9 protein-coding genes and 1 other annotated feature are annotated in these 7,400 nt (G+C 30.1%); of the genes, 5 read left to right on the forward strand and 4 right to left on the reverse strand.

The annotated features are described in order from the left end of the window. Positions 1-125: 125 nt before the first annotated feature. The 3 genes from BR82_RS0114010 to BR82_RS0114020 all read right to left on the reverse strand — a co-directional run bounded on the left by BR82_RS0114010 (position 126) and on the right by BR82_RS0114020 (position 2,149). Positions 126-875: a DeoR/GlpR family DNA-binding transcription regulator gene (locus tag BR82_RS0114010; protein ID WP_027090679.1), complete on the reverse strand. Its 750-nt coding sequence runs from the start codon at positions 873-875 to the stop codon at positions 126-128. 7 nt (positions 876-882) lie between these two features. Next, complete coding sequence (locus BR82_RS0114015; RefSeq protein WP_027090680.1) at positions 883-1,674, reverse strand: Cof-type HAD-IIB family hydrolase; 792 nt, start codon at positions 1,672-1,674, stop codon at positions 883-885. A gap of 103 nt (positions 1,675-1,777) precedes the next feature. Next, the gene (locus tag BR82_RS0114020) at positions 1,778-2,149 is read right to left on the reverse strand and encodes a metal-dependent transcriptional regulator (RefSeq protein ID WP_027090681.1); all 372 of its coding nucleotides are present in this window, start codon (positions 2,147-2,149) and stop codon (positions 1,778-1,780) included. A 107-nt stretch (positions 2,150-2,256) separates the two neighbouring features. Between BR82_RS0114020 and BR82_RS0114025 the strand changes: the two genes are divergently transcribed. The 4 genes from BR82_RS0114025 (at position 2,257) to BR82_RS0114040 (ending at position 6,112) form a co-directional block, all read left to right on the forward strand. After that, complete coding sequence (locus tag BR82_RS0114025) at positions 2,257-3,051, forward strand: ZIP family metal transporter (RefSeq protein ID WP_027090682.1); 795 nt, start codon at positions 2,257-2,259, stop codon at positions 3,049-3,051. A gap of 69 nt (positions 3,052-3,120) precedes the next feature. After that, positions 3,121-3,347: a binding site (T-box leader), on the forward strand. 45 nt (positions 3,348-3,392) lie between these two features. Then, the gene (locus BR82_RS0114030; RefSeq protein ID WP_027090683.1) at positions 3,393-4,385 is read left to right on the forward strand and encodes an ABC transporter substrate-binding protein; all 993 of its coding nucleotides are present in this window, start codon (positions 3,393-3,395) and stop codon (positions 4,383-4,385) included. Positions 4,386-4,395: 10 nt separating this feature from the next. Beyond that, positions 4,396-5,325, forward strand: a complete 930-nt coding sequence (locus tag BR82_RS0114035) for an ABC transporter permease (protein WP_027090684.1) — start codon at positions 4,396-4,398, stop codon at positions 5,323-5,325. Beyond that, positions 5,318-6,112 carry an ABC transporter ATP-binding protein gene (locus BR82_RS0114040; protein WP_027090685.1) on the forward strand — a complete coding sequence of 265 codons (795 nt, stop codon included), beginning with the start codon at positions 5,318-5,320 and terminating at the stop codon, positions 6,110-6,112. Before BR82_RS0114035 ends, BR82_RS0114040 begins: the two co-directional genes overlap by 8 nt. 18 nt (positions 6,113-6,130) lie before the next feature. Here BR82_RS0114040 and BR82_RS0114045 read toward each other — a convergent pair whose 3' ends face one another. Continuing rightward, positions 6,131-6,763, reverse strand: a complete 633-nt coding sequence (locus BR82_RS0114045) for a YetF domain-containing protein (protein WP_027090686.1) — start codon at positions 6,761-6,763, stop codon at positions 6,131-6,133. Between the two features lie 49 nt (positions 6,764-6,812). Here BR82_RS0114045 and BR82_RS0114050 point away from each other — a divergent pair, with 49 nt between their 5' ends. After that, a complete protein-coding gene (locus BR82_RS0114050; protein ID WP_027090687.1) occupies positions 6,813-7,169 on the forward strand; it encodes a hypothetical protein in 357 nt (118 codons plus the stop codon). Positions 7,170-7,400 lie beyond the last annotated feature (231 nt).

Here is a 7,400-nt window from a genome sequence, read left to right on the forward strand (position 1 = left end):
TTTTTTCATGAATCATATTTTTTCCTCCTCATTATCTTTTACAATCTAAAAAGGAGAATTACTTTAAAAAACTTAAATTTTATGATTGATTTTTAACAAAATATTTTTTCAATAAATAACATTTGTTATTTATTAATATCTAATATGCATCCTGCCTCAGTTATTTCTTTCATCAATGATTCTGGTAATAACGTATTAGTAATAATAAAATTGATTGCATTCCAATTCAAAGCTCTGTATGAACTTGTCTTTAAAAACTTGCTATCATCGACAACTAAACAAACACTTGCGCTTCTAGATGCCACTTTTTTCTTTATCGTGGCATCTTCATATTCTTCAACATATATACCATCTTCTTTTATTGCCGCAGCACCAATAAAAGCAATATCAAAATATATATTATCCAGCATTTCTAATGCCTGACTTCCATACATATAACGATTATAATTATTATATTTTCCACCAATCATATGAGCATTACAATAATTAGCTAATTTTTCAATGTTATCGAGTGAATGACTATAAGCTTCTATTTTATTAGGAACCATTTCACACATTTCTTCAATCGTTGTTGAAACATCAAAAAAACAAACTTTATGACCATTAAGATATTTAATTGCTCTAATAGCAAGTTCCTTTTTTATTTCTTTATTCTTAACTTGTCGATTATGATAATTATCAATTGGACTATGTAATGAAGTTAAAGTTATTCCACCATGCGTTCGCGTTGCCAATCCTTCATTAACTAATTTGATAATATCTCTTCTTGCAGTATCTCTAGAAATATTAAATTTATTCATAATATCTTGATTTGTTAAAGTTTTTTCTTTTTTCAATAATTCCAATATCTGATAAACTCTTTCTTCTTGATACATTATAGATCTATTCCTTATCAATTAAATTTTCTAAAGCATAAACTATTCCATCTTGATCATTAGATTTGGTATGTCTAGCAATTTGGTTTAAAACCCCTTGTGGTGCATTAGCCATAACAAAACCACGCCCTGTAGCTAGAAGCATGTCAATATCATTATAATTATCTCCAAATGAAACTGTCTTTGTAATATCGATATTAAGCTTTTCACACAATATATTTATGGCATTAGCTTTTGAAATACTTTTATCCATAATCTCTAAATAAGTCTCTTTTGATTTATAAACAGATAAGAAATCATATTTCTTTAATAGTGCCTGTTCAACTAAATCAACAGTATTTTTATCACCCATACATAAAATCTTATGAACAATATCGATTTTAGTAAAATCTAATTTCTCTGGAGTGATTCCTGTTATATCAGCTTCTTGTTTGACCCAAGGATTTTTTAAATCCTTACTCATCCAATGATCATTACTGCAAATATTAACACTAATTTGATAATTTTTTTCAATAAATTCATAAATTTGTTTGGCATTCTCTACAGATATTCCTCTTGAATATAAGATCTCATTATCTTTGTTGATTACTAGTCCACCACTATAACTGATTATCGGGATATGAATATCTAACTGATTCATTACTGTCTTTATCCCACTTGGAGTTCGTGCTGAAACCAGAACAAAAGGTATCCCCTGATTCACTAACTCATGAACTTTCATTTTCATCCTATTTGTAATTTCATGCTGAGAATTTAACAAAGTCCCATCAATATCACTAAACACACATTGATATTGCATTTTTCCACCTCCTAACCACTATTATACTTAAAAATAATTATAATTCAATAAAAACGCTTAAATACACTTAAAAACACTTAAAGAAAAAAGCATCTTTGATGCTTTAATCTTTTTTCATATAATCTCTCATCGCTTTAATACTCTCATCTGAAATAACGTGTTCAATTAAACATGCATCTTTATCAGCAATTTTTTCATCAATATGCAAAACTTCTATAAACAGTTGTTTAATCGTCTGATGCTTGCTGCAAATAAATTTTGCAGCCTTCTTACCTTTTGCTGTTAACTTGATATCTGCATATTTTTCATAATCAACATAACCATCTTTGGCCAATACAAGAACTGCATTATTAACACTAGGTTTAGAAACTCCCAGCTGCTTAGCAATATCACTTACACGAGCTTTTTTTCCATCTAAAGATAATTCATAAATTAATTCCAAATAGTTTTGCATAGCAATCGTCATCTCTTCCATCCATAATCACCTCATTTGTTTAATCATACCACATAATTTTAAAGTGAACAAACACAAATGCCCATATGCTATGAAATTAATTACATAATAATAAATGAGGTGAAATAATGGAATATATCCTATCTTTAAGTCCTTTTATTATTGTATTGATCGTCGCAACGTTTAACTGGTTAATGACATTTTTAGGCGCATCATTAGTATTATTTGTTAAAAGTGCCAGTAAAAAATTAGTTTGTATAGCCTTGGGCAGTTCAGCTGGAATTATGATTGCAGCATCATTTTTTTCTCTTATTTTACCAGCAAAAGAACAACTTGAAAGCACTGGTAAATTAAATTTATTGATCATACCGATCGGTTTTATTTGTGGTGTTAGTTTATTAATGTTAATTGATAAACTACTTCCCCATGAACATATGATGTCTCATGTTCAAGAAGGAATCAACCCTGCTCATTATTCTAAAAATAAATTATTGATGTTAGCAATGACGTTGCATAATATTCCTGAAGGTTTAGCAGTAGGTGTAGCATTTGCAGGATGTCAAAACGAAAATTATTTAGCAGCTTTGATTTTAGCAATCGGTATCGGTATTCAAAATTTTCCCGAAGGAACAGCAATATCTTTACCGATGCATCAATGTGGAAAAAGCCGTTTTAAAGCAATGATGTATGGCCAGTTTTCAGCACTTGTTGAAGTACCGGCAGCACTTCTAGGATATGCTTTTGCGACACTGATAAACGGTATCTTACCATTTGCTTTGTGTTTTGCTGCTGGAGCGATGATGTTTGTTTGTATTGAAGAATTAATTCCTGAAGCAAATGCAACAGAAGGAATTGACTTAGGGACAATTAGTTTTATGGTTGGTTTTGTCATTATGATGTCGCTTGATATCTTACTTTCTTAATGTTTTTAATTTTATCGCTTATTGACAAATCGATAATGATAACGTATCATAATAGTAACAATTTATTAAACAAAGACAGTGAAGTGAAATAGTAAATATAACTTAGATATCAGAGACATTGTGGATGGTGCAAACAATGCGTTAAGGTATATTGAATTCATCACGGAGTCGGATACTGATATGTAGGTAATCATCGGTTGCTAACCGTTATCGTAGTCAAGTTTTATACTTATTGAGATTATTAGTGCAAACTAATGATGAATTTGGGGTGGTACCACGACTCTGTCGTCCTCTTTAGAGGACTTTTTTGTTTAATAATAAAAAATATGGAGGGATTATTTATGAAAAAACTATTAAAAGGTTTATTAGCTTTTGCCATTGTTCTTGTTATTACGGGATGTGGTACTGGTAGCCAAGACAGTGGAGAAGCAAAAGATTTATCTGAGGTTAAAGTTGGAGTTATTCAATTAATGCAGCATGATGCACTTGATGCTTCATACAAAGGATTTAAAGATGAATTAGTTAAAGCTGGTGTAAGTGCTGATAATATTGATTATCAAATTGCAGGGGATCAATCTAACTGTACTACTGTTGCCGATAAATTAGTTAATGGTGATAATGACTTGATTTATGCAATTGCTACACCTGCACTTCAAGCTGTAGCTGCAGCAACGACTGAAATTCCAATCGTTGGATGTGCTGTAACTGATTATGAAAGCACTAAACTTGTTAAAAGTAATGATAAACCAGGAGGAAATGTTACTGGAGCTAGTGACTTAACACCTGTAAAAGATCAATTTGATTTAATGGAAAAAATGCTGCCTGATGCCAAAAAAGTAGCTATCATGTATTGTGGTAGTGAAGATAATTCTATTTTCCAAGGAAATCTAGCTGTTGAAGCAGCAAAAGAAAAAGGATACGAATATAAAGTTTATAAAGTGTCTGACTCTAACGAAATCCAAGCTGTTGCTAGTCAAATCGTCAATGATAAAAATGATGTAGTTTATATTCCTACTGATAATCTTCTTGCAACTTATATGAGCAGTGTTGAAGCAATCACTTCCCCTGCTAAGATTCCTTGCATCGTAGGAGAAGAAGGTATGGTAAAATCTGGCGGATTTGCAACTTATGGAATCAATTATGAAAATCTAGGTCGTGAAGCTGGTAAACAAGCAGTTGCAATTCTAAAAGGTGAAAAAACTGCTGCTGATACTCCAATAGCTCAATTAAAAGCTGAAGATTGTACTTTATGTATTAATTTAAAAGTAGCAGAAACATGTGGTTTTACAATTAATAAAGATGATTATCCTGATGCTACATTTATTGAAGAATAGGAGTTAAAAAATGGGATTATTTTATACTTATTTAGGTGCCGTTGATTTAGGCTTGATCTGGGGATTTTTAGCACTAGGAGTATATATTACTTTTCGTTTACTAGATATTGCAGACTTAACAGTTGATGGCAGCTTTGCTACTGGTGGAGCAGTATGTGCTGTTTGTGTTTTAAACAACATGCATCCATTATTAGCTATTTTAATCGCAATTATTGCTGGTTTTATTGCTGGAGCAATTACAGGGATTTTACATACTAAATGTAAGATTCCTGCCATTCTAGCTGGTATTTTAACACAGATTGGTCTTTATTCAATTAATTTAAGAATTATGGGTGGACGTGCTAATCTCCCCCTAACTACTGCAAATACTTTATTTGCTGATTTATCAGCAGCTTTAGATATTAATAAATATTATATTACTCTTATCGTAGCATTGATATTTGTAATTATTTTTATCGCTATACTTTATTGGTTTTTTGGCACTGAAATGGGTTCTTCAATCAGAGCTACTGGTAACAATGAACAAATGGCCAGATCATTAGGAATCAATACTGATACAATGAAACTATTAGGCTTAATGATCAGTAATGGTTTAGTCGGATTATCTGGAGGGTTATATGCATTATATGGTCAAGCTACTGATGTACGTGTTGGTACTGGAGCTATCGTAATTGCCTTAGCATCGATCGTTATTGGTGAAGTTGTTATTCCTGCAAAAAAAGGTGGTTTTGCAATCAGATTAGTATCAATTATCATTGGTTCTATTATTTATCGTATCATTGTAGCTTTAGTATTACAATTAGGATTGAATACGGATGATTTAAAATTATTAACAGCAATTATTGTTGGTATTGCTTTAACGATTCCAATCATGCTTTCCAAACGCAAACAAGTTGCAATGTATAAAAAATTAACAAAGGAGATTGATGATAATGCTTAAATTAAAACAAGTAAGTAAAACATTTAATCTTGGAACTGTTAATGAAAAAAAGGTTCTTCACGAAATCAATCTAGAATTAGATAAAGGTGATTTTGTTACTATCATTGGTGGAAATGGTGCCGGTAAATCAACTCTATTAAATATGATTTCTGGATTATATCCTTTAGATTGCGGAACTATTACATTAGACGGTGAAAATATTTCTTTACAGCCTGAACATCAAAGAGCCAAAAAAATCGGGCGCTTATTCCAAGATCCTATGTTAGGAACAGCTGGGGATATGCAGATTTTAGAAAATCTAGCTCTTGCAAATCGCCGAGGCAAACCGCGCGGTTTAGCTTGGGGAGTTACGAAAGAAGAAAAAGAACAATATCGTGAACTTGTTAAATCATTGAATCTAGGTTTAGAAGATCGTTTAACAACAAAAATGGGCTTATTATCTGGTGGTCAAAGACAAGCAATCACATTATTGATGGCTACTTTGCAAAAACCAAAATTACTTTTATTAGATGAACATACTGCTGCTTTAGATCCTGCAACATCAGCAAAAGTTTTGAAATTAACAAACGAAATTATTACCAAACAAAATCTAACAGCTATGATGGTTACTCATAATATGCGCGATGCTATTGATGTTGGTAACCGATTAATTATGATGTATAACGGACAAATAATTTATGATGTAAAAGGTGCTGAAAAGAAAAAACTAACAGTTGAAGACCTGCTTCATAAATTTGAAAAAGCTAGTGGTGAAGAATTTGCTAATGATCGAATGTTACTAGGATAGAACTGTTTTTTTACAGTTCTATTTTTTTATTACAAGTAATTTATCCTTTTCTAAAATACAATAAAAAACATCTTCAATATGATCGATATGCTGTTTTTTTAACTCTTTTTTTAACCAATTGAGATCTCGATTTAGTAACTTTAAATTATCTTCATCAACAATTCCATCACAAATCAAAGCATCAGGTAATTCGACACAACACTCATCTTTAGGAATTATGGATAATGAACCATTTGTCTCTAGTAAAGCAAATTCCACTTTAGAAATACTATCAATATCATTTACTCTTAAATGATGTGAAAGATCGTCTACAGTATAACGCTGTTCTTTCATCTTTTCTTGGTTTAATTTTCCCTTAAAAATAATATATGTTGGCCTCCCTTCAAAAATATCTCGAAGTTTTTTTGATTTCAATGTAACCATAGAAACTAGGCGATCAACTACGATTAATGTAACAGTTGCTATTACGCCATGAAAAAAAGTAAAATCCTCATTACCAACCGTATCAGTCATAATTTCTGCAATAATTAAAAATACAACAAAATCAAAAACATTTAATTGACTAAATTCTTTTTTTCCAAAAATTCTAAGTAAAACACTTAAATAAATATATATACAAAGACTTATCATAAATACTTCGAAGATACTCATATTTCACCGATCCTTAAATATAATATTATTAAGATAACAAGGAGGAAATATGAAATCATATTTAAAAATATATTTAAAATTTGCATTATTCATCCTAACCACCTTTATGATCACTAGTCTTATCTTAGCCGGTATTATTAGTTTTATTCATTTATCTAATTTTATTTATCACACAATCATCAATCTTATTGCAGGAATTATTATGGTTATCTGGGGTTTCATGATTGTTAAAACATTTTCTAAAAATGCTATTTACCATAGTTTATTATGTGGTTTAATTTTTGCGCTTTTAGCTCTTATGATCAATATTAATGATATAAACATTGTTAATATCATCTCTAGACCATTTGTTTTAATTGCCACAGTTGTTATTTTATCTTTATATAAAAAAAAATTAAATGATTAAAAAACACTTACAATTTGATTAATTACTAATACTTAAATTCTCATTAAAAATCTTCAAAATATCAAAATTACACTAATAGTAATAAAATTATATTTTTCTAATTTTTCATTTTTAAAAATATTAAATAAAAACATGTTTTTTTAAAGTAATTCTCCTTTTTAGATTGTAAAAGATAATGAGGAGGAAAAAATATGATTCATGAAAAAAATATTATCCAAAATAATGTCAGCT

The organism is Thomasclavelia saccharogumia DSM 17460, assembly GCF_000686665.1.
In the GTDB taxonomy this organism is placed as follows: domain Bacteria; phylum Bacillota_I; class Bacilli_A; order Erysipelotrichales; family Coprobacillaceae; genus Thomasclavelia; species Thomasclavelia saccharogumia.